Annotated in this window: 26 protein-coding genes; 16 read left to right on the forward strand and 10 right to left on the reverse strand. The window is 63.2% G+C overall.

Features of this window, described 5'->3' with window-relative positions; translation table 11 throughout:
- Positions 1-6 precede the first annotated feature (6 nt).
- Entirely contained in the window at positions 7-1,365 is a 1,359-nt protein-coding gene (locus ON058_RS06035) for a LysM peptidoglycan-binding domain-containing protein (RefSeq protein WP_274668127.1), read from the reverse strand.
- Positions 1,366-1,475: 110 nt separating this feature from the next.
- Between ON058_RS06035 and ON058_RS06040 the strand changes: the two genes are divergently transcribed.
- Positions 1,476-1,826, forward strand: coding sequence for an Rv2175c family DNA-binding protein (locus ON058_RS06040; RefSeq protein ID WP_274668128.1), 351 nt, complete (start codon positions 1,476-1,478; stop codon positions 1,824-1,826).
- 61 nt (positions 1,827-1,887) lie between these two features.
- Here ON058_RS06040 and ON058_RS06045 read toward each other — a convergent pair whose 3' ends face one another.
- On the reverse strand, positions 1,888-2,961 hold the full coding sequence (locus tag ON058_RS06045; protein ID WP_274668129.1) for a polyprenyl synthetase family protein: 1,074 nt from the start codon (positions 2,959-2,961) through the stop codon (positions 1,888-1,890).
- A 107-nt stretch (positions 2,962-3,068) separates the two neighbouring features.
- On the opposite strand from ON058_RS06045, the gene ON058_RS06050 reads away from it, so the two are divergent.
- Both ON058_RS06050 and ON058_RS06055 read left to right on the forward strand, forming a co-directional pair.
- The gene (locus tag ON058_RS06050) at positions 3,069-4,115 is read left to right on the forward strand and encodes a DUF4192 domain-containing protein (protein WP_274668130.1); all 1,047 of its coding nucleotides are present in this window, start codon (positions 3,069-3,071) and stop codon (positions 4,113-4,115) included.
- 240 nt (positions 4,116-4,355) lie between these two features.
- The gene (locus ON058_RS06055) at positions 4,356-5,660 is read left to right on the forward strand and encodes an RNA polymerase sigma factor (RefSeq protein WP_274668131.1); all 1,305 of its coding nucleotides are present in this window, start codon (positions 4,356-4,358) and stop codon (positions 5,658-5,660) included.
- A 44-nt stretch (positions 5,661-5,704) separates the two neighbouring features.
- Here the strand turns inward: ON058_RS06055 and ON058_RS06060 are convergent, their stop codons facing one another.
- Together ON058_RS06060 and ON058_RS06065 are read right to left on the reverse strand one after the other, a co-directional pair.
- Positions 5,705-7,168 (reverse strand): sodium:alanine symporter family protein, encoded by a 1,464-nt coding sequence (locus tag ON058_RS06060; protein ID WP_274668132.1) that lies wholly within the window; start codon positions 7,166-7,168, stop codon positions 5,705-5,707.
- 69 nt (positions 7,169-7,237) lie between these two features.
- Positions 7,238-8,218: a DMT family transporter gene (locus ON058_RS06065; RefSeq protein WP_274668133.1), complete on the reverse strand. Its 981-nt coding sequence runs from the start codon at positions 8,216-8,218 to the stop codon at positions 7,238-7,240.
- A gap of 84 nt (positions 8,219-8,302) precedes the next feature.
- Here ON058_RS06065 and ON058_RS06070 point away from each other — a divergent pair, with 84 nt between their 5' ends.
- A complete protein-coding gene (locus tag ON058_RS06070) occupies positions 8,303-8,674 on the forward strand; it encodes a hypothetical protein (RefSeq protein ID WP_274668134.1) in 372 nt (123 codons plus the stop codon).
- 1 nt (position 8,675) lies between these two features.
- Positions 8,676-9,170 (forward strand): GNAT family N-acetyltransferase, encoded by a 495-nt coding sequence (locus ON058_RS06075; protein ID WP_274668135.1) that lies wholly within the window; start codon positions 8,676-8,678, stop codon positions 9,168-9,170.
- Here the strand turns inward: ON058_RS06075 and ON058_RS06080 are convergent.
- The gene (locus ON058_RS06080) at positions 9,165-10,004 is read right to left on the reverse strand and encodes a tryptophan-rich sensory protein (protein WP_274668136.1); all 840 of its coding nucleotides are present in this window, start codon (positions 10,002-10,004) and stop codon (positions 9,165-9,167) included. The genes ON058_RS06075 and ON058_RS06080 overlap by 6 nt on opposite strands.
- A 105-nt stretch (positions 10,005-10,109) precedes the next feature.
- Between ON058_RS06080 and ON058_RS06085 the strand changes: the two genes are divergently transcribed.
- Genes ON058_RS06085 through ON058_RS06095 form a run of 3 tightly spaced genes read left to right on the forward strand, consistent with a single transcriptional unit; the run spans position 10,110 to position 16,378 of the window.
- A complete protein-coding gene (locus ON058_RS06085; protein ID WP_274668137.1) occupies positions 10,110-12,209 on the forward strand; it encodes a type IIA DNA topoisomerase subunit B in 2,100 nt (699 codons plus the stop codon).
- Positions 12,210-12,250: 41 nt separating this feature from the next.
- Complete coding sequence (locus ON058_RS06090) at positions 12,251-13,645, forward strand: threonine/serine exporter ThrE family protein (RefSeq protein ID WP_274668138.1); 1,395 nt, start codon at positions 12,251-12,253, stop codon at positions 13,643-13,645.
- Between the two features lie 57 nt (positions 13,646-13,702).
- A complete protein-coding gene (locus tag ON058_RS06095) occupies positions 13,703-16,378 on the forward strand; it encodes a phosphoenolpyruvate carboxylase (protein WP_274668139.1) in 2,676 nt (891 codons plus the stop codon).
- 64 nt (positions 16,379-16,442) lie between these two features.
- Here ON058_RS06095 and ON058_RS06100 read toward each other — a convergent pair whose 3' ends face one another.
- Positions 16,443-16,856, reverse strand: a complete 414-nt coding sequence (locus ON058_RS06100; RefSeq protein WP_274668140.1) for a GNAT family N-acetyltransferase — start codon at positions 16,854-16,856, stop codon at positions 16,443-16,445.
- A 4-nt stretch (positions 16,857-16,860) separates the two neighbouring features.
- On the reverse strand, positions 16,861-19,296 hold the full coding sequence (locus ON058_RS06105) for a DNA topoisomerase (ATP-hydrolyzing) subunit A (RefSeq protein WP_274668141.1): 2,436 nt from the start codon (positions 19,294-19,296) through the stop codon (positions 16,861-16,863).
- A 123-nt stretch (positions 19,297-19,419) separates the two neighbouring features.
- Here ON058_RS06105 and ON058_RS06110 point away from each other — a divergent pair, with 123 nt between their 5' ends.
- Entirely contained in the window at positions 19,420-19,980 is a 561-nt protein-coding gene (locus ON058_RS06110) for a DUF5998 family protein (RefSeq protein WP_274668142.1), read from the forward strand.
- A 2-nt stretch (positions 19,981-19,982) separates the two neighbouring features.
- Entirely contained in the window at positions 19,983-21,152 is a 1,170-nt protein-coding gene (locus tag ON058_RS06115) for an alkaline phosphatase family protein (protein ID WP_274668143.1), read from the forward strand.
- A 13-nt stretch (positions 21,153-21,165) separates the two neighbouring features.
- Here the strand turns inward: ON058_RS06115 and sepH are convergent, their stop codons facing one another.
- Complete coding sequence (gene sepH / locus ON058_RS06120) at positions 21,166-22,209, reverse strand: septation protein SepH (RefSeq protein ID WP_274668144.1); 1,044 nt, start codon at positions 22,207-22,209, stop codon at positions 21,166-21,168.
- Positions 22,210-22,305: 96 nt separating this feature from the next.
- Between sepH and ON058_RS06125 the strand changes: the two genes are divergently transcribed.
- The 6 genes from ON058_RS06125 (at position 22,306) to ON058_RS06150 (ending at position 25,672) form a co-directional block, all read left to right on the forward strand.
- Positions 22,306-23,124, forward strand: a complete 819-nt coding sequence (locus ON058_RS06125; RefSeq protein WP_274668145.1) for an inositol monophosphatase family protein — start codon at positions 22,306-22,308, stop codon at positions 23,122-23,124.
- A 117-nt stretch (positions 23,125-23,241) separates the two neighbouring features.
- Positions 23,242-23,541, forward strand: coding sequence for a DUF4193 domain-containing protein (locus tag ON058_RS06130; RefSeq protein ID WP_274668146.1), 300 nt, complete (start codon positions 23,242-23,244; stop codon positions 23,539-23,541).
- Between the two features lie 19 nt (positions 23,542-23,560).
- Complete coding sequence (gene dut, locus ON058_RS06135) at positions 23,561-24,007, forward strand: dUTP diphosphatase (protein ID WP_274668147.1); 447 nt, start codon at positions 23,561-23,563, stop codon at positions 24,005-24,007.
- Entirely contained in the window at positions 24,004-24,633 is a 630-nt protein-coding gene (locus ON058_RS06140) for a DUF3710 domain-containing protein (protein WP_274668148.1), read from the forward strand. Before dut ends, ON058_RS06140 begins: the two co-directional genes overlap by 4 nt.
- 8 nt (positions 24,634-24,641) lie before the next feature.
- Complete coding sequence (locus tag ON058_RS06145) at positions 24,642-24,917, forward strand: OB-fold nucleic acid binding domain-containing protein (protein WP_274668149.1); 276 nt, start codon at positions 24,642-24,644, stop codon at positions 24,915-24,917.
- Complete coding sequence (locus ON058_RS06150) at positions 24,917-25,672, forward strand: DUF3159 domain-containing protein (RefSeq protein WP_274668414.1); 756 nt, start codon at positions 24,917-24,919, stop codon at positions 25,670-25,672. The genes ON058_RS06145 and ON058_RS06150 overlap by 1 nt, the downstream gene beginning before the upstream one ends.
- On the opposite strand, the gene ON058_RS06155 is transcribed toward ON058_RS06150, so the two are convergent.
- Both ON058_RS06155 and ON058_RS06160 read right to left on the reverse strand, forming a co-directional pair.
- Positions 25,611-26,276 carry a TrkA family potassium uptake protein gene (locus ON058_RS06155; RefSeq protein ID WP_274668150.1) on the reverse strand — a complete coding sequence of 222 codons (666 nt, stop codon included), beginning with the start codon at positions 26,274-26,276 and terminating at the stop codon, positions 25,611-25,613. The genes ON058_RS06150 and ON058_RS06155 overlap by 62 nt on opposite strands.
- Complete coding sequence (locus tag ON058_RS06160) at positions 26,273-26,923, reverse strand: TrkA family potassium uptake protein (protein ID WP_274668415.1); 651 nt, start codon at positions 26,921-26,923, stop codon at positions 26,273-26,275. The genes ON058_RS06155 and ON058_RS06160 overlap by 4 nt, the downstream gene beginning before the upstream one ends.
- Positions 26,924-26,953: the final 30 nt, after the last annotated feature.

Genomic DNA, 26,953 nt, shown 5'->3' on the forward strand with positions numbered 1-26,953 from the left:
CGCGACTTACTTGAAGCGCTCCATCAGCGCGAGCACGGAGGCGACGTAGCGCTTGGTGTCGGAGTACATGCCGTACTTCCGTACACCAGCTTCACCTTGGTAGTACCCGGCGATGGCGATCTCAAGGTTCTGGCCGTTGCGGGTGAGGTGCTTCAGGATCGCTACGCCCGCTTCAACGTTGTCGGTGGGGACCAGGAGGTTAAGGTCGCGGCCCACCATGTCTGAAGCCCACGCGCCTGAGGTGGGGATGACCTGCATCGTTCCGATTGCGTTGGCGGGGGAGACCGCGCGCATGTTGAAGCCGGATTCTTGGTAGGCGATGGCCTGCGCGAGCGCTGGGTCTACGCCGTACTTGTTGGCCGCTGCGATCACCATCTGCTGCATGGCGTCCCGGCTGGGGACTTCCATCGCGTTGAGTGTTGCCTTGTTCTGGTTGGCCGCGCCGACGGTGGGTGCGTCGTAGGTGCGGCCCGCAAAGCTGTCACCGACGAGTCCCGATGGCGTTCCGCCGTTGATGGTGAGCTGCTGGCCAATGCGAATGAGTGACGCGTTCTTCAGTCCGTTGTGTGAGACCAGGGAAGAGACGGACACTCCGTGCTGGGCCGCGATGGCGCCCAGGGTGTCTCCTGCCTTGACGGTGTACGTCACCGTTTCTCCCGTGAACGAGGTGAGGTTGTCGCCCGTGGCAAGGGTGGGAGCAGTGGAGTGTGACACAGTCGTGGCAGTGGAGGAGCCCACGCTCGCACCGCCGGGAATGGTCAGGGTTTGGCCGAGGCGAATCATGGAGTTTGCGCCCAAGTTGTTGGCAGCAGTGATGGCAGAGACTGAGGTGCCGTACTGACGTGCGAGGCCCCAGACGGTATCGCCGCTGCCCACCTTGTGTGACAACGTTGCCGAACCAGTGGCGGCGCTGGAGGTGCCCCCAGTGGTGGAGGCCGATGCGCCCGGGATGGTGAGGTTTTGGCCGAGGCGAATCATGGCGTTCGATCCGAGCCCGTTGGCTTGGACGATCGCAGAGACCGTAGTGCCGTACTTGCGTGCCAGGTTCCACACGGTGTCACCGCTACCTACCGTGTGGGTGCCTGTGCTGGTGCTCGCGGTTGACGTGCTGGTTCCCGAGGTGGGAATGGTGAGCGTCTGGCCGATGATGATGGTGGCCCGTGAGTTGAGGTTGTTGGCGTTGATGATGCTGGAGACCGATGAGCCGTAGCGAACGGCAAGGCCACTGACGGTGTCTCCAGAGGAGACCCGGTGCTGTTCATCGGCGGATGCCGGAATGCTCGTGAAGGCAGTGATCGCGACGGCGGCGGTTGCGCACAGTGCAGCGCCGCGTCCTGCGCGGCGGCTCAAGGTCTTGCGTCCCACAGTGATCTCCTCGCCGAGACTTGTGTCTCATGTGACAGATGTGACACAAGTGACTGTAGTCAACGTAAGTGACGTGTGCAAGAGCCCGCAACACTTTGTAACCTTGGGGGGTGACTGATTCTGTGACGTGGCTGGCCGTTCCTGACTTCGCTGACGCGCTTGGCTTGGAAGCCACGCACATCCGGGATCTCCTTCGCCAGGGTGAACTCGTGGCCGTCCGCCGCGGTGAGAACAATGCGCTCTACCTGCCTCAGGAGTTCATCGTCGCTGACGATCACAGCACTCACGTGCTCCCCACCTTGGCGGGCACCATCACGTTGCTGTCCGATGCTGGACTGAGTGACGCAGAGATCGTTGAGTGGCTCACCGAGGTCAACGACGAACTCGAGACCACTCCGCTGGAAGCGCTGCGATCCGGCAAACGTGCGCCGGTGCGGCGCGCCGCACAAACACTCGGTTAGCGTCGAGTCCCTGGCTGCCGCAGGTGTGGCACGGGCTGTTCACGCCAGGTGGCCACAAGCATCACGCTTCGCGCTTTACGACGCTTCGTGCGACTTCCATGAGGACCTCAGCCCCTTCTGGGTCTGAGAAGCCAGACTCCAGCACCGTCAGCGCTGCCGTCCCGTAGCCGGCGATCGCGGCTTCAGCACGCTCGAGCGCCCCGGTATCCACCATGGCGCTGACCGCGTTGCGTACGTCAGTGTCGGATGCCGCACGATCGCCAAGCGCACCTGCGATCGTCTCTCGTGTCGCATCGTCTCCATGAGTCCAGGCGTCCCACAGCAGTAATGTGCGCTTGCCCTCACGGATGTCGTCACCCGCGGGCTTGCCGGTGACTGCCGGTTCACCCACCAGCCCCAACACGTCATCGCGCAACTGAAACGCAAGACCCAGATTGACCCCGGCCTCGTGGAGTTCAGCTACCCGGGCCGAGGACGCCCCGGCGGCGAGAGCCCCGAGCACCAGTGGGTACTCGGCTGAGTATGAGGCCGTCTTGCATCGCATCACGCCCACAATCGCCTCACGCTGGGATTCCAACGCTGAGAAGGGCTGAGCTGCGGCGTGCATGTCCGCGTACTGGCCGACCGTGACGAGGTCGGCCATAGCCACGAACGCATTGGCAAGGGCACTTCCGTGCCCCGGGCTCGCACTGTGAGCAGCAGAACTTGCACGGTGGGAAGCCATCAGCGCGAGGTCGCCCGCAAGAATGCCTCCCGCCCGGCCATAAGTCTCGGAATCGCCGGTCCAGCCGTTGGTGTCATGGAGTGCTGCGATCACCTTGTGCGTGGCGGGCTTGCCGCGGCGCGTGTCGGAGTCATCGAGAACGTCGTCATGAAGCAGTGCTGCGGTCTGAAAGAGTTCGAGTGCGGCAGCCAGATACACCGCGACCGTCTCGTCGTGACCACCGTGTGCACGGTGTGAGGCCAGCAGCAAGAGTGCACGCAAGCGCTTGCCCCCATGGGACGCGCTGCGGAGCGGATCCATCAAGTCGGATGCAACGGGGCCCGCCGGCCCGATCGCATTGGCCACAGAGCGAAGCGTCTCCTCGATAGCTGCATCAGTGGCGGTCAACCAAGCTCGGCGCAGATCATTCACGCCCCCAGCGTAGACGGCTTTCCCCAGGTGAAGGACCGTTCCAAGGCCGTCCACAACTTGAGGGCACACCCCTGGTCAGGGTGGATTCCGAGACCACAGTGGACGCCATGACACCACACACTCTGCGCGGACCCGGAGAGCTCATTTCCGCCCTTCCGCACCTGCTGGAATCTGTCCCACGTGAGTCGATCGTCGTCGTCGGGGTCGAGCGTGATGGGCGACTTGCCACCGTCATGAGACTGGACCGGCGTGATCTCGTGATGCGCGACACGTCGTGGACATGTGTGGCCGCCTTGGACCGCGCTCTACGTCAGCAAGGCGTCAGCCGCGTCTTGCTGGTCAGTTGGACGCACGAGGACTCGCGGCTCGCGTGTATCGCGCTTGATGCAGTTCAGGCCGGGCTTGGCGCCGATATCGCGGTGCTCGACTCGTGGGCGACTGACGGGAGCTACTACTGGGGTCCAGGGTGTTGCGACGATGCGTGTTGTCCGCCGGAGGGTCGCCCCCTGCCGGAAGCCCAACCGGAGTCATTGTCGGCCCCCTCTCGTTACAGTGTTCGGCCGCGTCCCGCCGGGGGAGTCGAGTCCGCCCGCATGCGAAAGAACGCGGCCGCGGCCGCCGACCGCTGGGCCAAGCGCTGTTCATCCCGCGCCCCCTGGTGTCTCCAGAGTTGGGAACACGTGCTCGAGACCATCGGGGGTCGCACCGACGCCCCCACCTGGGGGAAGGTCATCGCTGGACTCAACGATGTCCGGGTGCGAGACGCGCTCATTGTGTACTGGTGGGGTGCGAGTGAAGAGGTCATCGCGGATGTGCTCGAGGGGCGAAGCAACGATGCCGTTGCAGGGGTGATGGACGGAGCCTTGCGACCTGGAAGCTCCGCAGCGCCGGACCCCATTGACATCGCTGCGGCGGTGTCCTGGGTGCGGGAGCTCGCCCGCATGAGCCGGGGCTCCGCGCGCGCCGTTGCCTTCAGTCTGGAGGCCGTCCTGCACTGGTGGAGCGGCGACATTGATACGGCTCGATCATCTGCGGCCGCCGCCCTCAGACAAGATCCCACCTACACTTTGGCAACGCTCTTGGCGGACATGTGCGACGCTGGACTGCGCCCAGGATGGACAGGGTCCCGCGAGACGTGGGGTGATGCTTCCTAGACCAGGATTGTCACCGAGCCTGGGGGAGGGGACCTCGGGAACGAATCAGTTGACAAGCCCGTTATACTTGAATGGATTTGTTTGAGGCGCTCTTCGGGAGATGTCCAACGCTTCCCCGGAGTATCGTTCAACTGCCGTCGAGTCGACTCATCTGCCGCAGCGCATGGAGACGCCTCCTGGGGGTGCCGAGCGAGCCGGAAGGCCTCATGCAACCCACACGACCAGCGTCGAGACCTCGACATGATGCTCGCGCCGAATGCGGCGCGCTCCAACGAGAAGGAGAAGGCCACGACTACCGCAGCCTCGTCCACCGCCCGCAAGACCGCTTCTGCGAAGGCAAACTCCTCCTCGGCCGAGAAGGCCGCAGCTGAGGTGGAATCCCACGACGCACCCGAAGCTGAGGCGAAGGAGACCCCCAAGAAGAAGGCTCCGGCCCGCAAGAAGCCTGCCGCGAAGAAGGCCGCTCCAAAGAAGGAGACCGTCAAGGCCTCCGACGTGCCCGAAGAGCGCGAGTTGGAAGAACCGGCCGAAGACGAGAAGACCGCGAAGAAGGAAGACGAGTCAGACGACAGCCGCGGGTTCGTCCTCGGAAACGCTGACGACGACGCTCCTGTCCAGCAGGTGACCACCGCGGGTGCCACCGCGGACCCGGTCAAGGACTACCTGAAGCAGATCGGTAAGGTCGCTCTGCTGAATGCTGAGCAGGAAGTCGATCTTGCCAAGCGCATCGAAGCTGGACTGTTTGCCGAAGAGAAGTTGGCTTCTGGCGAGAAGATCGCTCCGAAGATGCGTACGGAACTCGAGTGGATCGCCAACGACGGTCGTCACGCGAAGAACCACCTTCTCGAGGCAAACCTCCGTCTGGTGGTGTCGCTGGCGAAGCGCTACACCGGGCGCGGCATGCTCTTCCTGGACCTGATTCAGGAAGGCAACCTGGGTCTCATCCGTGCGGTCGAGAAGTTTGACTACACCAAGGGCTACAAGTTCTCGACGTATGCCACCTGGTGGATTCGCCAGGCCATCACGCGCGCCATGGCGGACCAGGCTCGCACCATTCGTATCCCGGTACACATGGTGGAAGTCATCAACAAGCTCGCTCGCGTCCAGCGTCAGATGCTGCAGGACCTGGGACGCGAACCCACTCCGGAAGAGTTGGCTGAAGAGCTGGACATGACTCCTGAGAAGGTCGTTGAGGTTCAGAAGTACGGTCGAGAGCCCATTTCGCTGCACACTCCGCTCGGTGAAGACGGCGACTCGGAGTTCGGTGACCTGATCGAGGACTCTGAGGCCGTGGTGCCCGCAGATGCTGTGGGCTTCACGTTGCTGCAGGAAGAACTCACCAAGGTGATGGACACGCTGTCCGAGCGCGAAGCGGGCGTCGTGGGAATGCGCTTTGGTCTCACCGATGGACAGCCCAAGACTCTCGACGAGATCGGACGCGTGTTTGGTGTGACGCGTGAGCGCATCCGCCAGATCGAATCCAAGACCATGTCGAAGTTGCGTCACCCGTCGCGTTCGCAAGTGTTGCGCGACTACCTGGACTAAGCAGCTCGCGCTCACCGCGCCACCAGACCTTGACGGGCTGGTCGTCACCCCTCGTTTGTGTGGGGCGGCGGCCGGCCCGTTACTGTTTCCTCCGACTCCCACACATCAATGCGACCCGCATTCGGGAGCGTGTCTCGCACAAAAACAGGGTCCTGGCCCGCACGTACCTGGGCGCTGTAGTTCCGCAGTAGGGCAACCACGTGACGGCTCAATACGCCCAGGACTGGGATGTTGATCAGCGCCATGACGGCCAGGGCGCCATCCGACAGCGTCCACACCACGTTCGCTTGCGCCAGGCACCCCCACCCCACACAGGCCACGACTCCGATCCTGAAGACTCTCATCACAGCGCGGCTGCTCGTGAGGTAGCTGATGTTGGCTTCGCCGTAGTAGTAGCTCCCCAAAATCGTGGAAAAGGCCAGGAGAAACACGATGAGGGCAAGGAGATAGCCAGCCCACGCTCCGAGAGTCCCCATGACCGCCGTCTCAGTGAGTTCGATTCCACGACTTGCACCTGACAGGTCCGGAACCGCCACCAGAATGATGAACGCGGTGATGGAGCACACGATGAAGGTGTCGAAGTACACACCCAAGGTTTGAACGAGGCCTTGCTTGACCGGATGCGTGGTGGCTGCCGACGCCGCGGCATTGGGTGCGGTGCCTAGGCCGGCTTCGTTGGAGAACATTCCGCGCTGAACGCCAACGACAAACACCGACCCCACCGCGCCGCCGGCAACGGAGTTTCCCGTGAACGCGTCAGTGAGGATTGCTTCGAAGACCGGAACCACCTGATCGAGGTGGCTGCCCACGATCAAGATTCCGAGCGTCAAGTAGAGCACCGCCATCGACGGCACAAGCGACGCTGTGAAGTGCGCGATCCGGCGAACCCCGCCGAAGACGACGAGTCCTGTAGAGAGCGCGATAAACACTGCAATGACCCACGGGACCGGGCCGTTGGGGTCCGCGCCGAACGCTCCCGTGACGGTCTCGGAGATCGTGTATGCCTGGAGCGAGTTCACCACAAAAGGAACACTCACAATGAGCACGGCTGCGTAGACCATCCCGAGCGCACGTGACCCCACCCCACGCTCCATGTAGTAGGCGGGACCACCCACGAATCCGTCCCGGGACCTTCGCTTGTACAGCTGTGCGAGCGTGGCCTCAACGAAGCTGGTGGCTCCGTTGATCAACGCCATCATCCACATCCAAAAAACCGCTCCGGGGCCGCCAATAGCAATGGCGGTCCCCACGCCAGCGATGTTGCCGATGCCCACCCGGGAAGCCGCAGACAGGGTAAACGCTTGGAACGCAGACAGTGACTGAGGGCGGCCCTGAGCGTCGACGGGCGTGGCGTCGGTGAGGCTCCGCACCATGCGTGGGAGCAGACGTACCTGGACCAGACCCGTACGGACAGTGAAGTACAAGCCCATGACGAGGACGATGGGGGCGGCGACCCACGTCCACAAGTCATCAACTGCTGTCGCGACCCACACGTCCACTGTGCTCATGGTGAGGCCAGATTAACCGCGGGACGCCCCGGGCGCCCGGCGGGCCAGCGACGGGAACGGCCAAGCCCGCTATGGAGCCTCCGGCGGAACCCCCGTGGCGAACGGAGTGTGGCTGTGGGCCTGTGGTGCTGGTCTGCGTGCAGTTTGGGCGAACACAATCCCTGTGACCACCACAGCGCTACCGACAAGTTGGACCGGGGTGAGCGACTCGCCTAGCCAGAGCCATGCCACAGCAAAGGCGAACATCACCTCGGATGAGGCCAGAATGCCTGACGTTGTGGCGCTGATGTGACGGAGAGACATGAAGATCAAGGTGAAGGGGGCGAAGCCGCCTAGGACGACGATGCCTAGAACGGGAAGCCACATCGGCGCGGTCATGTGGTCAAGCGCACCGCCCAATGAGACCGGCTCGGTCAGTGCGGTGGGTGACAACTCCCACCAACGTGAGAAGACCGCCCAAAACATTGAGGCGAAGAAGGCAACCCAGAATGCCACCGCGAGTGGCGATCGGCTCGCGACGGACCTTTCGCCGGTGAGGAAGTAGATCGCGTAGGCAACGGCAGCCCCCAGGCCAGCAAGGACGCCCAGCAGCGCAAGCGACGAGTTCCACACTTGAGCCACCACGGCAAGACCCACCAGTACTGCAGTGATCGCCCACCACAGGCGGGGGTGAACCTGTTCCTTGAGAACGAAGCGTGCCCACAGTGCGATGAGGACGACTGCGGTGTACTCAAACAGAAGTGCAACTCCGACGGGGAGGAGAGAGATCGCCACGGAGTACAGCCACTGCACCATGGCCAATCCAGCAACGCCCACGACTGCGTAGGTGCGGAGCTCTCGCCACGTCACTTTGAGCGAAGCAGGGTCAATGATGGCTTGGAGACTTCCAGCAAGGACTGCGGTTCCTACGACGCGAAAAAACGTCAACTGCTCGGGCGTGATCCCAGCTTCCATCACGACCTTGGACATGGAGCCGTTGAAGCCAAAGAGAAATGCGCCAGTGAGAACCATTGCTGCGCCGAGTGCGGGAATCCGCCGATGAGTGGCCACGCCGTCATCGTATGTGGTGGGCGCCCGTGACGGTGGCGCACGATACCATCGGAGCCGAACTCTTCAGAGAGGCGGAACTCCACCATGGATGCCACGCGGTATGCGTTGCTTATTGCCCACTTCATTGGACTAGCGGCCATTCTGGGGCCTTTCCTCGAGCAATGGCGCTCCGACGTCAAGCGCATCACGCAGACGATGGTGTGGGGTGCACGTGCGCAACTCATCACGGGTTTGCTTCTGGTGGGAGTTGCCGAAATGAACGACTACGACGTCGACCACGTCAAGATTGCCGTGAAGCTCGGAGTTGCGATTGCTGTTGCGGGCCTCGCCGAGGTGGGAGCCAAGCGCACGAAGAGCCTGACGTCGGATGAGCCCGCCGGCAAGGTCACAACATTCTGGTGGCTCGTGGGCGCGCTGACGGTCGTGAACATCGCCGTCGCCGTCGCCTGGCGCTGACGTGGGGACCGTTCGGCTCGCGACCTCTGCCGACGCCGCGGAGATCGTGCACCTGGGTGCCCTCATGTATAAGGCGGTCGGTGCTAAACCGACGCCGACGTGGGCTGTTGATGCGACCCGCCTGGTGCGTGACCGTCTCGGCCGCGACCTCATCGGCATGGTGATTGACGCCCCGGAGGGCGGCTTGGCATGCTGCGGGCTGCTCAATGTTGCTCCCCGCCTACCCAAGCCGGGCGCCATGGCGCATCAGATGGGGTACGTGCAGTGGGTGTCGACCGCTCCACAGCATCAACGCAAAGGGTATGCGCGCGCGATCATGGATGCCCTGTTGAGCGAGACAGATAAGCGCGGCATCGAGGTGGTAGAGCTCCACGCGACTCCGATGGGTCGACACCTGTACGAGGACCTGGGCTTCTACATCAAGCAAGACAACATCGCGATGATGACCGTGCGGGGCCGCGCCGATGACCCGTCGGCTGACGCCGAGGGGCTATGACTCGATCCTGCGAGCAGGATCGAAGTCGATAGCCGCGAACGTCGCTGAGAACGCGATCGCGGCGCTCAACCCGGCAGCCCACATGATCGCCAAACTTTCGGGTTCGCCTGTTGCTCTGCCCACGGCGATCCACGCCAAGCCCCAGGTGATCGCAAGGCCAGCAGCGATACTCAGCCACGGGTGCGTTCGCAGGGCCCGAGCGATGACGACAGCAAGCATCGTGACGACTACGCATACCGCGATCGCGTAGCCGATACCGTCTGCAGGCTGAGCGTCGAGGCTAGCGCTCCCTGCAGCGGTGACATTCGCGGCCAACGCTACGGACGACCACCCCAAGTACGCGCCGACTGCCAGTTCTGTGACGGCGGTGCCCCAGGCATCGGACGTCGGAATCGCGACCAGCCGCTTCGCAATGATGCCAAGGACCGCGACCAGCGTCGCCAACACCACCACAGAAGCCCACAGCCAGCCCGCTTGCACCACTGCGATCCATGCCGCATTGAGCACCATCGAGACGAGGATGAGCCACGAGACCGTCCGCATACGACGATCGTTTGCCCTCGAAGGCAGCGCTTGAAGCACAGCGAACGCGGCGAGCGCTATGTAGATCACTGACCACACGCCGAAGGCAGGAGAAGCCGGTGCCAGCAACGTGGCGTCTGCGGCGAGTGCCCCATCTGCGGCCTCCTCGATGGGCGTGCCGCTCCATGCGCCTGAACCCCAGGCGGCACCCGCGATTGCGAGCGCGGAACCGGCAGCGACGCACACCTGTCGCACTCGGTCCGCTGGGGTGCGGGCATCCACAGGACGAATGTTGTTGGTGTTGTGGGTCATCGTTGGCCTCCTACGTGGGACAACACTGATCCGGGGGCGATATTCCGCACGTCAGTGCGGTGTGGCTGGTTCTCTACGTCAGATCCGGCAACTACCCTTGTCGCCGTGGCAGCATCCGACTATTCCGCACGGCATCTTTCCGTTCTCGAGGGGCTCGAGGCGGTTCGCAAACGACCCGGCATGTACATCGGCACCACGGACTCGCGTGGTCTCATGCACTGCTTGTGGGAAGTCATCGACAACTCAGTTGACGAGGCGCTGGGCGGTCACGGTGACGAGATCGTCGTGATCCTGCACCCTGATGACTCTGTCGAGGTGCGTGACAGCGGCCGTGGCATCCCCGTCGATGTCGAACCCAAGACTGGTCTGACCGGTGTCGAGGTCGTGATGACCAAATTGCACGCAGGAGGAAAGTTCGGCGGCTCGTCCTACGCTGCGTCCGGTGGCCTCCACGGTGTGGGTGCGTCCGTGGTCAACGCTCTGAGCGAGCGTCTCGACGTGTGGGTTGACCGTGGCGGGAAAACGCACCACATGGCTTTCCGTCGTGGTGAGCCAGGAAACTGGGACGACTCCGCCCACGGGCCCAGCACGGACTCCACGTTCGCGCCTTTTACGACGGGCTCCGAGCTTGCAGTCGTCGGCAAGGTCGCGAAGGGACGTAGCGGTACCCGTATCCGGTACTGGGCCGATCGCCAGATCTTCAACAAGAACGCCCGGTTCACTTTTGAGGACCTGCTCACCCGTGCCCGCCAGACCGCGTTCCTGGTCCCCGGCCTGACCCTGACCGTGCGTGACGAACGCAATCCCGACGAGATTAGCGCTGAGTCGTTCCGTTACGACGGTGGACCGCGTGACTTCGTTGAGTACATTGCGGCCGATGCTGGGGTGACCGATACCTGGGAGCTGAAGGGTAGCGGTCACTATCGCGAGACAGTCCCGGTGCTCAAAGCGGACGGCACGCTGGTATCCGAAGAAGTTGAACGAGAATGCCAGGTCGATGTTGCCTTGCGGTGGGGCGTGGGCTACGAGACCGAGGTGCGGTCCTTCGTCAACATTATTTCGACGCCCAAGGGCGGCACCCACCAGGCAGGCTTCGAAGCGGGCCTCACCAAAGTGATCCGCAAGGTCATTGAGACCAACGCGCGCCGCCTCAAGCTGACCGGCAAAGATGGCGCTGAGCGCATCGAGAAGGACGACATCATGGCCGGTTTGACGGCCGTTGTCACCGTCCGGATCCCTGAGCCTCAGTTCGAGGGTCAGACCAAGGAAGTCCTGGGTACCACCCCGGTACGTGCGATTGTCGCCAAGGTCGTGGAGAAGGAACTGCTGGAGCGCCTCACCTCGAGCAAGCGTGATGACAAGGCGCAGGCGAACACCGTGATGGAGAAGATCGTCGCGGAAATGCGGGCACGAGTGGCTGCACGCAAGCAGAAGGAGATCTCACGACGCAAGAACGCTTTGGAGACTTCCTCGCTGCCGGCGAAGCTTGCCGACTGCCGTAGCAACGATGTCGAGAAGTCTGAGTTGTTCATCGTCGAGGGCGACAGCGCTTTGGGCACGGCCAAGCTTGCGCGGCAGTCGGACTTCCAGGCGTTGCTGCCGATCCGGGGCAAAATCCTCAACGTCCAAAAGGCCTCCGTCACCGACATGCTGCACAACGCCGAGTGTGCATCGATCATTCAGGTCATCGGTGCAGGCTCGGGCCGCACCTTTGACCTTGAGCAGGCTCGCTACGGCAAGATCATTCTGATGACGGATGCTGACGTTGATGGCGCGCACATTCGCACCCTGCTGTTGACGTTGTTCTTCCGGTACATGCGTCCCATGATCGACGCTGGCCGCGTGTATGCCGCGGTACCGCCGTTGCACCGAGTTGAGGTCAAGGGGTCGGCGCGCCGGGAAAAGGAGTACATCTACACGTACTCGGAGAAGGAACTTGCGGACACGTTGCGTGACCTGCGTCGTGCCGGCCGTAAGTACAACGAGGACATCCAGCGCTACAAGGGCTTGGGCGAGATGGACGCAGATCAGCTTGCCGAAACCACCATGGACCCCGCTCACCGCACGTTGCGTCGAATCACTGCGGACGATGCTGAGGCCGCCGAACGTGTCTTTGAACTTCTGATGGGCAACGAGGTTGCTCCCCGTCGTGACTTCATTGTCGCGGGCGCCGAGAAACTCGATATGGCACAGATCGACGCCTAAAGTCCTGCGTCTCCTGGAGTTTCATCGGCACAATGGACACCGTGAGGGATCTGGGAGACGACCGGGACGAGACGCAGGTGCGCTCTGTCGACGAAATCGGCGCAGGCGAGCCACACATGCTTGAGGAGGCTTCGGACCGTTCTCGTGAGTGTCGCGAGGAGATCCACGATGTTGACCACGAGCACGAGGAATCACTCGAGCCCGTCGCGCTGATCGAACAGTCCCGGGTGGTGCTCCGTACCGGACGGCTCATGCTTGCCGCGGGGACTGCCAGCTACCGGGTGAAGCAGGCGATGCAAGCGGTGGCGTTGTCCATTGGTGTGCATGAGCACACCAACCACGTCGCCATGACGGATATCGCTGCCACATCTCATCGGGGACGGATCTTCCGCACGGAAGTCGCAGAAAACCGTTCTTTCGCCGTCAATACGGATCGACTGTGGCATTTGGACCGCATGCGCCGCACGCTGCCTCAGCAAACTACGCCGGCAGAGGTTCACCGTGCGCTTGACGAGATCGAGGGTAGGGGAGCGCTGTATCCAGGCTGGGTGAACTCTGCGGTTGCGGGTCTCGCGTGCGCTGCGTTCGCGGTTCTGAACGGTGCGGTGCTGTGGGAAGTCCTGACGGTGTTTGTCGCTGCGGCGATTGCCCAGTGGGTGCGCCGCACGCTTGCGCACCGCGGCTTTAACGGTTTTGGGACCACCTTGGCGGCTGCGGTCGTGAGTACGTCGCTGTACGTCGCTGGTCTCGCGGTGATTGGGCTGATGGGGCCCCAACTCGGCACGCATGCGGCGGGCTACATCTCCTCGGTGCTGTTCCTGCTGCCTGGGTTCGCGCTTATTACTGGCGCGCTCGATATGGCGAAGCTGGACCTTCAGTCGGGTATTCAACGCATTGCTTACGGCACCATGATGACGATGGCTGCAGGGGTTGCCGTGTGGGCAGTGTCTTTGGTGAGTACGTTGGACACCCAGCCGCGGATGGATCACGAGTATCCGCTTGCGGGGGACCTGTCACTGTGGGCGGCGGCTTCGTTCCTCGGTGTTTTGGGGTTTGCACTGATGTTCAACAGCCCGTGGCGGATGGCTCTTTCTGCGGCAGTGATCGGAGCGATCGGCAACACGGGGCGACTCGCTGCGATCGATGCTGGCATGGAGACGCAGATGGCAACGGCCGTGGCCTGCTTGGCTGTGGGGTGCATGGCAGCTTTTGCTGCCCGAGGAGGGCGTTTCCCCCACATCACGTTGTCCGTACCAGCGGTGTTGGTGATGATTCCTGGAGTAGCAGCTCACCAAGCGCTCGTCGCGGTGAACCAAGGAGACTATTTGTCTGCGGTGGCTGGCATGCTCGAGGTGACCCTCGTGGTGCTGTCGATCATGGTCGGTTTGGTGGGAGCGAAACTCCTCACCGACAAGCATTGGGCATTCGAAGACTGAGCCTTTACCCAAGCGTGGGAATTCACTTAAGGGCTCTATGCCGCTACCCTCGTGTCCGTGACTATCGAAGAGAACCTCAGCTCCCCGGCCGAGCGCTCCCTCGCCAGACACGATGTCCCCGATCCGCTACGCGACGATGTTCGCCTGCTGGGCGGACTCCTGGGACGCGTGATCGAGGAGTCGGGTGGACCGGATCTGTTGCACGATGTCGAGCGGCTTCGCGAGCTCGCCATTCGTGCCCACGACAACTCCAGCGATGTCGGTACCGCTGCCATCGAGGAAGCCCATGCACTCGTCGAGGGATTCTCCCTTGAACGTGCCGAGCAGGTAGCCCGAGCATTTACGTGCTACTTCCACCTCGCCAACCTGGCGGAGGAGTCCCACCGTGTGCGTGTCTTGCGCCACCGCCAGTCGTCGGCCTTGACCGACGATGACTCGCTGTCGGCAGCTTTTGCTCAGTTGACGGATGAAGTGGGCCGTGAGGAAGCATTGCGTCGGGTCCAGGACCTCGAGTTCCGGCCGGTGTTGACGGCCCACCCCACGGAGGCGCGCCGCCGTGCCGTGTCGGGTGCGATCCGCCGCATCTCTGATCTCATGGATGACCGCGCTCAGGACCACGCGGGTGGTACGTCTCGCGCGGAGAACGACCGTGCGCTGCTGGCCGAAATCGACGCGCTCTGGCGCACCGCACTGATCCGGGCTCACAAGCCCACGGTGCTCGATGAGGTCCAATCGGCGCTTGCGGTCTTCGACGCCACCATGTTTACGACTTTCCCCGACGTCTACCGCCGCTTCGACGACTTCTTGTCGGGCGACGATGCGGGCCGCACAGCACCGCTGGCGCGCCCGTTCGTGTCGTTGGGATCGTGGATTGGCGGCGACCGTGACGGTAACCCCAACGTCACCGCCGATGTCACCCGTGCCGCTGCGGCTCTGGCGGCAGACCATGCGCTCAAGGCTTTGGAAAGCGCGTCGGTCAAGGTTGCCCGTCAACTGACGCTGGACGACAAGTCCACACCGCCGTCGGAAGCTTTGCTGCTCTTGCGCCAACGTCAGGCACAGATCGATGCCGAGGTCTCTGCGCACGCTGACGCAGAGTCTCCCCGTGAACCGCACCGCGCCGCCATGATGTTCGTCGCGGCACGTGTGGCTGCCACGCAGGCCCGCAACGCTGACCTGCAGTACGGCGACCCGAGTGAGTTGGAAGCAGACCTCACGGTGGTGCAGGAGTCGCTCGTCGCGGCTGGTGCACCGCGTACGGCATACGGCGAACTCCAAACGCTGTTGTGGCAGGTGCAGACCTTCGGCTTCCACCTTGCAGAGTTGGAAGTCCGACAGCACTCGCAGGTGCATGCTGCCGCGCTCGAGGACATCCGTGCGAACGGTGTTCACGGCGAGTTGCAGACTCAGACTGTTGAGGTGCTGGACACGTACCGCGCCATTGGTGCCATTCAGAAGCGCTACGGCGTTCGTGCGGCACGACGCTACATCGTGTCCTTCACCCAGGCGCCTGAGCATCTTGCTGCTGTCTATGAACTTGCGGAACACGCGTTCGGGGACCAAGAAGCACCCATCATCGACGCGGTTCCGTTGTTTGAGACCTTTGACGACCTTGAGAACTCGGTCCCCATCCTTGAGACGATGCTGACCCTGCCTCAGGTGCAGAAGCGTCTTGCTGAGAACGGACGCCGTGTCGAGGTCATGCTGGGCTACTCGGACTCGTCGAAGGACGTTGGTCCGGTTGCCGCGACCTTGGCGCTGCACGCGGCGCAGGAGCGCATCGCGCAGTGGGCGGCTCGTCACGAGATTCAGTTGACGCTCTTCCACGGCCGTGGCGGTGCACTCGGCCGTGGTGGTGGCCCTGCGAATCGTGCTGTGCTTGCGCAGCCAGCAGGTTCCGTGGATGGCCGTTTCAAGTTGACGGAGCAAGGTGAAGTCATTCTTGCTCGCTACGGTGATCCGGTGATCGCTCAGCGTCACATTGAGGAAGTCGCGGCGGCGACGCTACTTCAGGCCTCGCCGTCTGTTGAGGCGCGTAACACTGGCGCGACCCAGGAGTTCGCTGACCTGGCTTCGCGTCTAGACGCGACCTCGCGCACCCGCTTCCATTCGCTTGTGAAGGCTGACGGCTTCCCCCAGTGGTTCGCTCAGGTGACTCCGTTGGAGGAACTCGGGATGCTGCAGATCGGCTCCCGTCCCGCCAAGCGTGGGCTGTCGGTGAACTCCTTGGACGATCTGCGTGCGATTCCGTGGGTGTTCGCATGGAGCCAGGCTCGCATCAACCTTGCTGGGTGGTACGGCCTGGGCACCGCACTCGCTGAGTACGGCGATATCGACGAGCTTCGCCGCGCGTACCGCGAGTGGCCGTTGTTCACGACGTTGCTGGACAACATCGAGATGTCGCTGGCCAAGACAGACGAGCTTCTCGCTGCGCGCTACCTTGCGCTGGGCGACCGCCCCGATCTCGCGGAGTTGGTGCTCGACGAGATGCGGATCACCCGCGAGTGGGTCCTGAAGGTCACGGAGAGCGAGTGGCCACTGTCGAAGCGGCGGATTCTTGGGCGTGCCGTTCAGTTGCGTGCACCGTACGTGGACGCGCTGTCATTGATCCAGGTGCGCGCGCTCGCTGCATTGCGTGAAGGCTCCGCTGACGAGACCACGACGGATGCGATCCGTCAGGTGTTGCTGCTCACGGTCTCTGGTGTCTCCGCAGGCCTGCAGAACACGGGTTGAGTTCCTCCTAGGACATGACGAGGGGCCCGGCATCTCACCGAGATGCCGGGCCCCTCGTCATGTGTCAACCGAGCGTATCGCCAGGATTGAGCTGCCAAGCCCGGGTACTGGGGCTGTAGCCGATGCGCGGGTAGTAGTCCGATGCCGCAGGTGACGCCGACAGTTTGACCTTGCAGTGGGGACCTAGGTGCGTACGCAACTCGCGTTGGAGGGCAAGCCCGACACCGCTGCGATGGAGCGCGGAATCCACGGCAAGGTCTGCGAGGTAGCAGGCGAGATGGAAGTCGGTCACAGCGCGTGCCGCGCCGACGAGAGTTCCCTCCGTGCGTGCTTCGACGCAGAGATCACTGCCGCGGAGCGCACCTTCGATAGCACCGCGGTCGTGGACAGGCCTGCGTTCCGCCAGCGTGGAACGAACCAAGAGGTCGATGTACTCATCGGTGTCGAACGTGTCGACTCGCCGGATGAGCGCGTCCATCCGGTTATCCCAGCCCGCCGACGGGTGTCGCCAACGGCGCTCCCGAGCCATCGCGTCGGCCGTGCTCCTCCGGGAGCGCAACTTCCTGTCCCGCGCCCGAGGTGGCCTTCGCGGGCCCGGTCCCGACCCAGGCATGAAGCAGAACGTCTTCACCCTTGAGGAAGCGATGGGCACGCACGCCACCGGTGGCGCGCCCCTTGCCGGGGTACTCCGACAGCGGAGTGATCTTGGCAGCGCCAGGAATGGTGCCTGGCAAGGCTGTCGATGAGCCCGAGATCGTGACCACGACCGCGTCTGCGGGGTTGTCAATGACTCCGAAGAACAAAGCGGAGACGCCTTCCGGCAAGTTGACGCCAGCCATACCGCCGCCGGACCGTCCCTGGGGGCGCACCTTGTCGGCAGGGAAGTGAAGGAGTGCTGCTTGATCGGTGACGAAGGCGAGCTCAGCATTGTCCGCCGCGTTCGCTGCGCCGATGACGCGGTCGCCGTCCTTGAGGCCCATGACTTCCCAGGCGTCCTTGTTCGGTGCGGGCTCGGGCTTGACGCGCTTGACGATTCCGTGTGCGGTTCCCAGCGCAAGTGGTGCGTCGCTTTCGAGAGGCACCAAGGTGATGGCAGTCTCGTCCTTCTCCAACACGATGTGCTCGGCCAGGGGAGTGCCGCCGCCCAGTGAAGGAGGCTCACTCGTTGCAGCAATCGCGTGAGTCTCTTCGACCGCCAAGCGAATCATGCGACCGGCGGAGGTGATGACGCCCACATCTGAACGCGTTGTGGTCCGTACGCATGCGCGTAGGACATCGTGCGCGCTGCGGCGCCCCTCCCGAGTGGGTTCTGTGTCATCCGCGGTACGAGCGATGAGGCCCGTTGCTGACAGCATCACCCAGCATGGAGTGTCTTCAATTTCGAGTGATGCGGGAGCCGCTCCCCGTCTGCCGCTCGGAACGCTAGCGGCAGACGTCACTGCGCCAGCATCGGCCAACAAGATGGTGCGGCGCGGCGTGCCGTACTCGGCCGCGACAGCGTCCATCTCCGCACCCACGACAGCACGCAACGCCCTGTCCGATGCGAGGATCTCTTCGAGCTCCGCAATCTCGGCCAGCAACTGGGCCTTCTCATTTTCGAGTTCGAGACGCGAGAACTTGGTGAGTCGGCGCAGGCGCAGCTCGAGAATGTAGTCGGCCTGGATCTCCGACAGGTCAAAAGCGGTGCGAAGCCGTTCCCTCGCCTCGGAAGCATCCTCGGACGAGCGAATGATCTGAATGACGTCATCGATGTCCAGGATGGCGATCAGAAGCCCGTCGACCAGGTGCAGGCGGTCACGACGCGCGTTCAAGCGGAACTGGCTACGGCGGCGCACCACATCGAGGCGGTGGTCAACCCACACGGACAACATTTCGCGCAATCCCAGGGTGCGAGGTTGTCCGTTGACCAGCGCAACGTTGTTCATCGAGAAGCTCTCCTCCAGCGGAGTGAGCTTGTACAGGCGCTCCAGCACTGCCTCAGGGTTGAAGCCGTTCTTGATCTCGATGACCAAGCGCAGCCCGTTGTGGCGGTCGGTCAGGTCGGTGACTGCGGTGATGCCCTGAAGTTTCTTGGCGGATACCGCGTCCTTGATCTTCTCGATCACTTTCTCCGGACCCACCAAGTAGGGCAGTTCTGTGACAACGATGCCTTGGCGGCGGGCGGTGACCTTCTCGATGCGAGTCTTCGCGCGGGTCATGAACTTTCCGCGACCAGTCGCGTAGGCCTCCTTGACCCCGTCGAGGCCGACGATCTTGCCTCCGCCGGGTAGGTCCGGGCCTGGCACAAAGCGCATCAGGTCGTCGAGGTCGGCCTTGGGGTTGTCCAGGAGATGACGGGCCGCGGACACCACTTCGATGAGGTTGTGGGGCGCCATGTTGGTGGCCATACCCACCGCGATTCCGGCCGCTCCATTGACCAGCAAGTTGGGGAATGCTGCGGGCAGCACCTCAGGCTGGGTGAGTTTGTTGTCGTAGTTGGGGACCGTGTCGACCACGTCTTCGTTGAGGTCGGCGACCATCGCCATGGATGCGGAAGCGAGGCGCGCTTCGGTGTAACGAGATGCGGCGGGGCCGTCGTCGAGTGAGCCGAAGTTTCCGTGGCCGTCGACCATGGGCAGGCGCAGGGAGAACGGTTGCGCCATGCGGACCAGCGCATCGTAGATCGCGCTATCGCCGTGTGGATGGTACTTACCCATCACTTCACCGACCACACGTGAGGACTTCACATGTGCCCGTTCTGGCCGCAATCCCATGTCGCTCATCGAGTAGATGATGCGTCGTTGTACCGGCTTCAAGCCGTCGCGTGCATCGGGCAAAGCGCGAGAGTAGATGACCGAGTAGGCGTACTCGAGGAACGAGGTCTCCATCTCAGCGCTGACGTCGATATCGATGATCTGTCCGTCGTGCGCGTCGGCCATGTGACTCCTCAGGCTCTCGGTCTAGCAAAGTGACTGTCGTATTCTGCCTTAGGTCCATGAGAATGGACCCGCTGCCACGCGGCGCAAGTGGTCACCTGTGTCGCGAAGTGGAACAATACCGGCATGTCTGACACGCTCACCCAAGCCGTTGCGGTGGCGGGTTACTACCCCGTCCTCGCCAACTCCGTTCTCCGTCGAGCCCTGGGAGATGAAGCGGTCGTCGCGCATTTTGTGCATGCCGAGACAACATTTGACGACCGTGAAGTGCGTCGTCACATGACCGTGCTGGCATTGACAGAGACACGCCTCCTACGGATGCACATCGACGACGGCGCGGGGCATGCCGCGCAAGGCCCTCACGAAGCCTCCGCGACCGTCGAGACGGCATTGCTGCGTGCAGTGACGAACGTGGCAATGACTCATGTGGTCCACCACCCCGAGAACTTCGTGGACGGAGATGCTCCCAGCGAGTTGGTGTTGGCCGTGGGGTGGGGTGTTCACTCACGGATTGAACTTGAGCCCGCGCAATGCGGCGACCCTCACTGTGACGCCGACCACGGGTACTCCGGCGGCATCACCGGCGACGACACCTTGGTGCGAGTCAGCGCGATCGCCGACGGCGTGGAAACCATTCGCGCCTTGGAAGACTTCGCCAGCGCGGTGCAGCGTTCGCTTGGTCGTTGAGGGTGACATTCGCAGCGAAGTGCCAATCACGGGGCCTCACTCTGCCCGACTACGGCGGTCGCGAACTTGGCGCGGTCGTTCCCGGGGCTCTCGCAGCACTAGGCCGCGGTGACGTCGTCACGGGCAGAGATGCGGCCGCAGATGCCGCAAGGCTCGGCATCCCCCAGGCACGGCACATCGTGGTGGTGCTGCTCGATGGTCTCGGTCACCACCTGCTTGACGCTCGCCGCGGACATGCCCCTTTCCTGCGCTCGATCGAACAGGGCTTCATCTCCACGGGGTATCCCTCTACCACGGCATCGGCCCTTGCCCTTCTCGGCACCGGCCAGCCCTCCGGCAAGACAGGGATGACGGGCTACACCGCCCGCAACCCTCGGACAGGGAAGCTCGCCAACCTCGTGTCGTGGGAAGGCGCCTACGATCCAGCCGAATGGCAGCGTGAGCCTGGGCTTCTTCACCAAGCCGCCGATGCCGGCATGACGGTGACCTCGTTGGGTAAGCGGAGGTTCGCCGGGTCAGGCCTGACACAGGCGGCGTTCAATGGCGGCACCTTCATTGGTGCTGAGACGCTCCCTGAGCGCATTTCCGTCGCGGCGCAGGTCGCACGCGAGCCAGGGCTGTCCTATTGCTACTGGGGTGAGATTGATGCCGCCGGTCACAAGCACGGGTGGAACAGCGACGCCTGGGTCGCCGCGCTGGAAGATGCTGATCGAGAACTGAGGGTGCTTGCGCGTTCACTGCCGCGTGGAGCCGCAATGGTCGTCACCGCTGACCACGGCATGGTCGACGCCTCCTTTGCAGACCGCTGGGATGTGGCGAGCGATCCGGTGTTGCGTGAGGACGTCGACTTGGTCGCGGGGGAGCCCCGCGCACTTCATCTGCACGTGAGAGAGGGCGCGTCGGCAGCAGCGGTGGCCAATCGTTGGCAGGAGCACCTCGGCTCACACGCGGTTGTTGCGACTCAAGAGGAAGCTGCACAAGCCCGACTCTTTGGTGACATGGCAGAGTCTGTCAGAGATCGTATTGGCGACGTGGTCGTCGTGATGGCGGGGGAGTCGACCGTCGTTGATTCCCGTACCCAGTCCGACCAGTCAATGCGACTGGTCGGGGTGCATGGGTCATTGACGCCATTGGAACGCGATGTCCCGCTCCTTATCGCTAGCGCTGACTAGCGCAAGTCAGCGCTTACTCGTTCTTGGCGCCGAACACGATCTCGTCCCAACTGGGCACTGAACTGCGACCGCGCCGGGGCTTCTTGGGTTCGCTTTCCCGCTCGGTGTCTGCATTCTTGGGCGCGGGAGCCGCAGGGGCAGGCGCCGAGGCAGCGCTCGGAGCGGACGCGCTCAATGCCGAACCGGCGGGGTGCCGGGACTTGGGGGGAGATGCGGTGAAGCCCACATCTGCCTGGCGTTGACGTTGGACGGCTGGACCAAATCCTTCAAAGCCGCCATCGTCGTCCGCGTCGTCTTCTTCGTCGACCTCGACAGTGTCACGGGTGCCGCGACGGGTCTCGAGATCATCGAGCAGAAGCTCGGTCTGAGTGGGCTCAGCAACAATCGGGGTCGGCTCGGTCACAGGCATGATCGGCCGTGCAGGTTCCAGGGGAGCAGCGTGACTGGCGTCCCGGACCGCGCTCAGGTGGCGCTTGGGAATCGGAACGTCCAGGAGTTCTGTCTCCGATAGCCATCGGGATTCGTCATCGAGGCCGTTCACGGTGCGTGCCGAGTGATCAAAACTCCACTGCGCACGAACATTGCGCCCATCAACGCGGTAGTCGACGGCCACCATCCACGGCTCATCCGGTTCGCGCCAGGCATCCCACACCACCGAGTCGATGTCCACGCCACGCCCGGCAAGGCGATCCGTGACCAGGTCGCCGAGAATGGGGGAGTCGGCGTCACGGCCGATGCGGGTGGTCTTCGCCTGCGCAGCGATATACGACCGCTCTGCCAAGACCGGTGCCTCGTAGCGGGCAAGGAACTCCACGGGCTGACCCGTCAGTTCTGACAACTCGGCGGCATTCAGGCCGCCACGGATGCGCTGCTGAATCTCTCGCGGAGTCATCATGGGCGCAGCATCGTCGTCCGTGGGGGCGGGACGGTGGCGCACCGTCGATGCGGCGCGTCGAAGATCGTCGGTGAGCGCAAGCTCGTACTCGTTGCCGGACTCGTCGGCGACGATCAGGTGCTCGCCATCGTCGGCCGGTCGCACAAGGGATAGTCGCGTCATGCCCTCAGGGTGCCATGGCGAACTGTCATTGTGGGGAAGGCACGCGGTCGTGTTGCACTCGACTGACGCCGTCCTCGGTGAGGCACGATGGTTGTCATGACGACACCGCATGAACTCATGGAGATTGCCCACGCTATCGCCCAGGAGGCGGCAACCCTGGTGCGAGAAGGTAGGCAACAAGCCGCGGTGGCAGGTACGAAGTCCTCGATCGTGGACATCGTGACCCAGATGGATATTGCAGCCGAGGACCTCATCCGCACCAGGCTCGCCGAACTCCGCCCCGACGACGCGGTTCATGGAGAAGAGCACGCTGACGTCTCCGGAACTTCTGGGGTCACCTGGATTGTGGACCCCATCGACGGCACCGTGAACTACCTGTACGGCCTTCCGCACTACGCGGTGTCGATTGCCGCTGTCACCGGTGAACCCCAGCCGCATACGTGGCAGTTGGAAGCCGGAGTGATTGTCGATGGCTCGGGGGCGACCTGGCAAGCATGTCGAGACGGAGGCTCATGGTGCAACGGCGAGCGCCTCGAGCGCGACTCCGGGCCGAGCCTTGAAAGCACGTTGGTCGCCACCGGCTTCCAGTATCAAGCGGCGCGACGTGCGCGGCAGGGGCAGATTGTCGCCCAATTGCTCCCACACGTCCGGGACATTCGCCGCTTGGGGTCTGCCGCAGTTGATTTGTGTCATGTCGCGGCTGGAATCGTCGACGTCTACTACGAACATGGGCTCAACCCATGGGACTTCGCCGCGGGAATGCTGATCGCCCAGGAAGCCGGGCTTAAGGTCGCTGGACTGCATGGCGAGGCCGCTGATCAGAGGCTTCTGATCGCCGCCACCGAGGACCGCTGGGATGCCCTCCATGAGGCTCTGGTTGAAGCCGGCGCAGACGACACGTGGACCAGTTCCTAGCGCAAGAGTCGCGCCGCCGCGATTTTTGGGGCACAATGCCTGCGCTCGAGGGAACAAAAACGTGTTCCCGGGCATTGAGTAAACGCACGGTGAACGCGTGAAGGGAACTACCGCCTGATGGCAACTGATTACGACGCTCCTCGCAAGACCGACGACGAGATCTCCGCTGACTCCATTGAGGAGCTGAAGGCTCGCCGTAACGACAAGACGTCGGGTGTGGTCGACGAGGATGAGACGGAGGCTGCAGAGGGCTTTGAGCTGCCCGGCGCAGACCTCTCCGGAGAGGAGCTCTCCGTGCGCGTGTTGCCTGCACAGCAGGACGAGTTCACGTGTATGTCTTGCTTCCTGGTCCACCACCGAAGCCAGCTCGCGGAGATGCGGGGCGACCAGCCCATCTGCTCCGAGTGCGCGGCATAAGGACTGAGGTCACTCCACAGTGAATGCGGTAGAGATCCTGGTCTCCACGACGGAGGCCGGGGTTCCTCTGCCTTCCTTCGCACACCCCGGTGATGCCGGAGCTGACTTGACCACGCGTGTCGACGTCACGCTGGCTCCGGGGGAGCGGGCCACCGTTCCCACAGGGATTCGGATCGCGTTGCCGATGGGCTACGCGGCCTTTATCCACCCCCGGTCTGGAATGGCTTCTCGGCACGGACTCACCATCGTGAATGCACCGGGAACCGTCGATGCGGGGTACCGTGGCGAGGTTCAAGTGACGCTGCTCAACACGGACGCCTCAACTCCACTTGAGTTGCACGCAGGTGATCGCATCGCGCAGATGGTGATCCAGCGTGTCGAGCAGCCCACCTTTGTGGTGGTCGACGAGCTTCCCGATTCGGAGCGCGGCGACGGGGGATTCGGTTCGACAGGAGTACGGGCATGAGTGAGGCAGTGGCATACGACGACGGACTGGACGCCCTCGAAAGCGCCGATGGTCCATGGAGTTGGGACCACGTCCCTGAAGGCAAGGACTTCATCTACTACGGGCCCTTGCGTCTGCCGGCTGTGGCCCACATGCGTGTGCGCGCCGAGATCGATCCGAAGACCCGCAAGTGCGGTGCAGTGAGCGTCAAGGTAGCCGACTGTCAGGTGCAGTTGCAGGTGATTGCAGCGCCCCGCGGCACCGGTCAGTGGACCGAAGTCAGGCGCGCGATTACGGCACGCTTGCGCAGCACCGGACGTATCGAAGCCGAAGAGGGACGTTTCGGACCTGAGCTCGCCGCACATATCACTCGGCAGAACAAGAAGGGCGAGACCGTGGTCATCCCGATGCGTTTTCAAGGCATCGACGGTGATCGCTGGTTGCTCAAAGCTGCGGCTATGGGGCCTTCTGTTCACTCGGCCGACACTCGTGCCCGCATCGATGCGTTCCTCAGCAACTGTGCCGTGGAGCGTGGACCTGAGGCGATGATCGCCGGCACGATCCTCGTACTTGACACGCCGAAGTTCACGTCTGAGGAGTCCGCACCCGACGCGGAGTCCGAGGCTCCCGCGACTGAAGAGGACTGACCACTTCCGTGACTGTCACCGACGACGTCGTCAACATCGAGAACGCTGCGGCACGCACTCTCGTCACCGTGAAGGGCCGTATCGTGGCGCTGCGTGTTGAGCCTCGCGATGCGGCACCGCAGTTGACTGCTCGTATCGACGACGGCACCGGTCGTCTCGATGCGGTGTTCATGGGTAGGCGGGAGATTCCTGGCATCGAGGCCGGGGCCATGGTGACTTTCCACGGTCGAGTCAGCGATGCGGAAGCATTGCCCCGTATTTTCAACCCCCAGTACACGCTGTGATGTCGCACGAGTCGTCGTCTCCGGCGGGTGACCCGGAGCCTGCCGCGCAGGACACGCACGATCGCGCCCCGGAAGCGGCGGAAGCCGCGAGTGAGGCTCTCAACGCTGGACGTTTGGGCCAAGTCATGCAGGCGGAGGAGTTTTCCTTCGCTGACGCCATCGGAGGCTGGCGTGGATTCGCGGAGTCCGTGGCTCCAGGGTTCGTGTTTGTCGTCGCGTTCTTGGTCGACGGGGGTATGCGCGTTCCCGTGATCGCTGCTGTCGTCACGATGCTGGTGTTGGTTGCGGTCCGATTGGTCCAGCGATCCACCATTCAGCAGGCCCTGACCGGTGCCGTGGGTGTCGCGATCGGTGCGATTTGGGCTTGGCGCACGGGTGAGCCCTCCGACTACTTCGTGTGGGGCTTGTGGATCAACATCATCTATGGCGCCGCCACCGTAGTGTCGATGGCCGTGCGTTGGCCGCTGGTCGGCATCGCGGTGGGACTCTTGCGCGGGGACTGGACGTCATGGCGCAAGGACCCGCGCCAGATGAGGGTGATGCAGCGTGCGAGTGCGCTGTTGGTAGCGATGTATGCCGTCCGTTTGGCTGTGCAGCTGCCGCTTTACCTCAGTGACCAGACCGCAGCTCTAGGCGTCGCGCGGCTCGCGATGGGGGTGCCGCTCTTCGCGCTCACACTCTGGGTGGTGTGGCTCATGGTGCAGAGCGCAGCACCGCGTCAAGAGCCTCAGGATCCGCCTCAGCAGACACAATAAAGAGCAACTCGTCGAGTGCTTCTAGAGTGTCAGCTGGGCTAGGGGCAATGGTGCGGTCCGAGCGCACGATGCACGACAGCACTGTCTCCGGAGGCCACGGGATCTGACGCACGGTTGCCCCGACCACGGGGGAGTCGGGCGGTAGCGTCACCTCGATGATGGACGCGCCTGATTGGTGGAAGGTGAACACCTTGACCAAGTCACCGACGGCCACAGCCTCTTCCACCATCGCGGTCATGATGCGGGGTGTGGAGACCGCCACATCAACGCCCCATTGTGCGTCGTACATCCACTCATTGCGAGGGTTGTTGACGCGTGCCACGGTACGTGGAACTCCGAACTCTGTCTTGGCAAGGAATGACACCACCAGGTTCGCTTTGTCGTCACCGGTGGCTGCCACCACGACGTCCATGTTCTCGGTGCCAGCTTCCGTCAACGCCGTCATTTCGCACGCATCTGCGAGCATCCATTCGGCTTCGGCGACTTGGGCTACGCGCATCGCGGCGGGGGAATGATCCATGAGCATGACTTCGTGCCCGTGGTTCAGGAGGTCTCGTGCGATGGACCGCCCCACCGAGCCGGCGCCTGCGATCAGCACTCTCATGACGACGCTCCAGGTGCTCGTGAGACAACGCGTTCTGCGGTGCCAGCGGTGGCGGCCGGAATCACGAAGTGTGCTTCGTCGTCGGCCTGGATGATCGTAGTGGCGTCGGGCAGAAGAGCTTTTCCAAAGCGCACGAGGTACGCCACACGGGTGCCAGAGGCATGTTCGATCTCTGTCACCTTTTTGCCGATCCAGGCGCCGTTGAACGCAAGTCTCCGTACGGCAACTCCCGCGTTGGAGTCGGCGAATGACTCCTCGACGCCCCCGGGGAGAAGGCGCGACACGATTTGGGCGCTCGTCCATGGCACCGGTGCGACGGTGGGGATTCCGAGCCGGCGGTACACCTCTGCACGGCCGGAGTCGGCGATACGGGCGATCACGTTCTCGACCCCGTATGTCTCGCGGACGACGCGCGCCGCGAGAATGTTGGAGTTGTCGCCGGAGGACACGGCAGCGAACGCGTAGGCCTGTTCCACCCCGGCAGAGACGAGCGTCTCGCGGTCAAAGCCGATGCCGGTGATCTTCTGTCCCTGAAACTCGCTCGGGAGGCGTCTGAAGGCGTCACCTACGCGGTCGATCACCGAGACAGAGTGCCCGCGCGACTCAAACTCAACGGCCAACGAGGAGCCTGTACGGCCACAACCCATGATGACTATGTGCACGGTCCCCCACGGTAT

Source organism: Demequina sp. B12 (assembly GCF_028823635.1).
In the GTDB taxonomy this organism is placed as follows: domain Bacteria; phylum Actinomycetota; class Actinomycetes; order Actinomycetales; family Demequinaceae; genus Demequina.

What these genes read in the sequence shown, in the direction of transcription:
- ON058_RS06125 (WP_274668145.1), top strand. Translation starts at nt 22,306, where the DNA reads ATGACGACACCGCATGAACTCATGGAGATTGCCCACGCTATCGCCCAG.
- sepH (WP_274668144.1), bottom strand. Translation starts at nt 22,209, where the DNA reads ATGACGCGACTATCCCTTGTGCGACCGGCCGACGATGGCGAGCACCTG.
- ON058_RS06070 (WP_274668134.1), top strand. Translation starts at nt 8,303, where the DNA reads ATGGATGCCACGCGGTATGCGTTGCTTATTGCCCACTTCATTGGACTA.
- ON058_RS06140 (WP_274668148.1), top strand. Translation starts at nt 24,004, where the DNA reads ATGAGTGAGGCAGTGGCATACGACGACGGACTGGACGCCCTCGAAAGC.
- ON058_RS06080 (WP_274668136.1), bottom strand. Translation starts at nt 10,004, where the DNA reads ATGACCCACAACACCAACAACATTCGTCCTGTGGATGCCCGCACCCCA.
- ON058_RS06160 (WP_274668415.1), bottom strand. Translation starts at nt 26,923, where the DNA reads ATGGGTTGTGGCCGTACAGGCTCCTCGTTGGCCGTTGAGTTTGAGTCG.
- ON058_RS06100 (WP_274668140.1), bottom strand. Translation starts at nt 16,856, where the DNA reads ATGGACGCGCTCATCCGGCGAGTCGACACGTTCGACACCGATGAGTAC.
- ON058_RS06105 (WP_274668141.1), bottom strand. Translation starts at nt 19,296, where the DNA reads ATGGCCGACGCGCACGACGGACAGATCATCGATATCGACGTCAGCGCT.
- ON058_RS06150 (WP_274668414.1), top strand. Translation starts at nt 24,917, where the DNA reads ATGTCGCACGAGTCGTCGTCTCCGGCGGGTGACCCGGAGCCTGCCGCG.
- ON058_RS06155 (WP_274668150.1), bottom strand. Translation starts at nt 26,276, where the DNA reads ATGAGAGTGCTGATCGCAGGCGCCGGCTCGGTGGGGCGGTCCATCGCA.
- ON058_RS06110 (WP_274668142.1), top strand. Translation starts at nt 19,420, where the DNA reads ATGTCTGACACGCTCACCCAAGCCGTTGCGGTGGCGGGTTACTACCCC.
- ON058_RS06060 (WP_274668132.1), bottom strand. Translation starts at nt 7,168, where the DNA reads ATGAGCACAGTGGACGTGTGGGTCGCGACAGCAGTTGATGACTTGTGG.
- ON058_RS06055 (WP_274668131.1), top strand. Translation starts at nt 4,356, where the DNA reads ATGATGCTCGCGCCGAATGCGGCGCGCTCCAACGAGAAGGAGAAGGCC.
- ON058_RS06130 (WP_274668146.1), top strand. Translation starts at nt 23,242, where the DNA reads ATGGCAACTGATTACGACGCTCCTCGCAAGACCGACGACGAGATCTCC.
- ON058_RS06050 (WP_274668130.1), top strand. Translation starts at nt 3,069, where the DNA reads ATGACACCACACACTCTGCGCGGACCCGGAGAGCTCATTTCCGCCCTT.